Raw genomic sequence first — 1631 nt, 5'->3', positions numbered from 1 at the left:
CTCCATACTATATTCACTATATAAATATGGTAACTTCATATGTTTTACAAATTCATTCCCAGAAATAGAATCCCCATTAATAATAAGAAGAGCTTCATCTGTCTCTCTATTTTGTATTTCTTTCATTGCAGTTTGTAAAAGGATAGTTCCGAAACGTTGTTTTCTAAAATGAGGATGTACAAAGCCTATTAGTTCAAGCTTTGTTGGTCTTTCGAAATCATACATATTTAAAGCGCCAATTAATTGAGTACCGTTATAAAGAAGAAAATCGTTTATATAATCTTCATTTCGATTTTTTAAAAAGTTGATATGTAAATCTGAAGAGTAATCAAGATTGTCTTGTTGCCCACAAATATAAGCCAAATCCTTCATTTGCTGTATTTCACTTTCTGTTACAGAACGCTTTTTCTGAATATCCATTGTATATTCCCTCTCATTCGTATTTAAAAATAGGATGGGTGACTTAACCATTTTTTTAATTCCACATTACCTTGCACAGATAACAGTCGGTATAAATAACGATAAGGCTGTCTATATTCTTCTAAGTGAGGAATAGACATAATTGTTTCGTAACCACTTTTAAAGGCATGTGCTTCTTTTTCGGTAAGTACATATTCTAGTCCGATAAAATCAAGTTCTCGCGGAGCAACAGCGTAAGCTTCACTATCTACTAAACCCGTAATAGTTGTACCGTCAGATAAAAATTGAGTAGGATCCATATCAATTAAGACGAGTGTAGATTCCTTTGGTACGGACAGGGAAGAAAGTTGTGATTCAAAGGTAGGGAATGCATTTTTTATGCTTTCATCATCGGAATAAAACATATTCACAAGCTCTTTACTCACGTTTAAAATATGTGATTGGAATTCATCTAGTGGAACTTGGAACGTGCCTGACGGATTTCCTATGAAATCGGCTTTAAATTTATGTATTTCTGCAAGTCCTTTTCCTAGGCTGAATAAAATAGAATCTGGTTGCTCGATAAAAGATTGAACTGTGTTACCTACTAACTTTTCGACCACCACAAATTCACGGCTATTTAAAACATGTTTTTCTAATATTGTTAGGATAGGAAGATTCGTATGTTCTTGCAGCAATGTATGTACAGTTTCTAAATGATGGACGTTCCTTGGATCAATTCCAAATAGATTTTTACATCCCCACCAAAAATCATTATTTGGTTCTTCATTCATTTTAGAAGCACGAACGATAACTTCTGTATCTTCTGTTTGAACGAGAAAAACATCACTTGCATGATCTTCATAACCTGGGTGCAAGGCTTGAACGGATAGAATAGGTGAATTGAATAGTTGTTGTAACATGAAAAGACTCCTTTTTCTGTAAATTCCATAAATTCATTATATAACAGATGATGTGTTATGAGGATAAAGATAAAAAGATAGACAGCATACTTACATTTATAGTGAGAACTCATTAAAAATATTATATTTCTCTATTTTTGTATGAATTGTCTAAAAATAATGGTGGTAATACTTGAATGTAAGGCTCGTATCTTTAAATCTATGAAGAGTAAAAGTAAAATTAAGCATTCATTTATAAGATTGTGAATCACAATAATGTAGACTATAGAAAATATTTCTCAATAATAAAATGAAGAGAAAAGCATGAAG

2 protein-coding genes are annotated in these 1631 nt (G+C 31.9%); both read right to left on the bottom strand.

What is annotated here, in order from left to right; translation table 11 throughout:
• A partial coding sequence (locus ABWK52_RS28090; protein WP_353772311.1) for a GNAT family N-acetyltransferase occupies positions 1–420 on the bottom strand: 420 nt, incomplete at its 3' end.
• 23 nt (positions 421–443) lie between these two features.
• The gene (locus tag ABWK52_RS28085; protein WP_098289847.1) at positions 444–1322 is read right to left on the bottom strand and encodes a nitrate reductase; all 879 of its coding nucleotides are present in this window, start codon (positions 1320–1322) and stop codon (positions 444–446) included.
• Positions 1323–1631 lie beyond the last annotated feature (309 nt).

Source organism: Bacillus sp. AP50 (genome assembly GCF_040492675.1).
Taxonomy (GTDB): domain Bacteria; phylum Bacillota; class Bacilli; order Bacillales; family Bacillaceae_G; genus Bacillus_A; species Bacillus_A cereus.
This window is presented reverse-complemented; position numbering and strand designations above follow the sequence as displayed.

Excerpts from the sequence above, each read along its gene's own strand:
- ABWK52_RS28085 (WP_098289847.1), bottom strand. The coding sequence starts at position 1,322 with ATGTTACAACAACTATTCAATTCACCTATTCTATCCGTTCAAGCCTTG.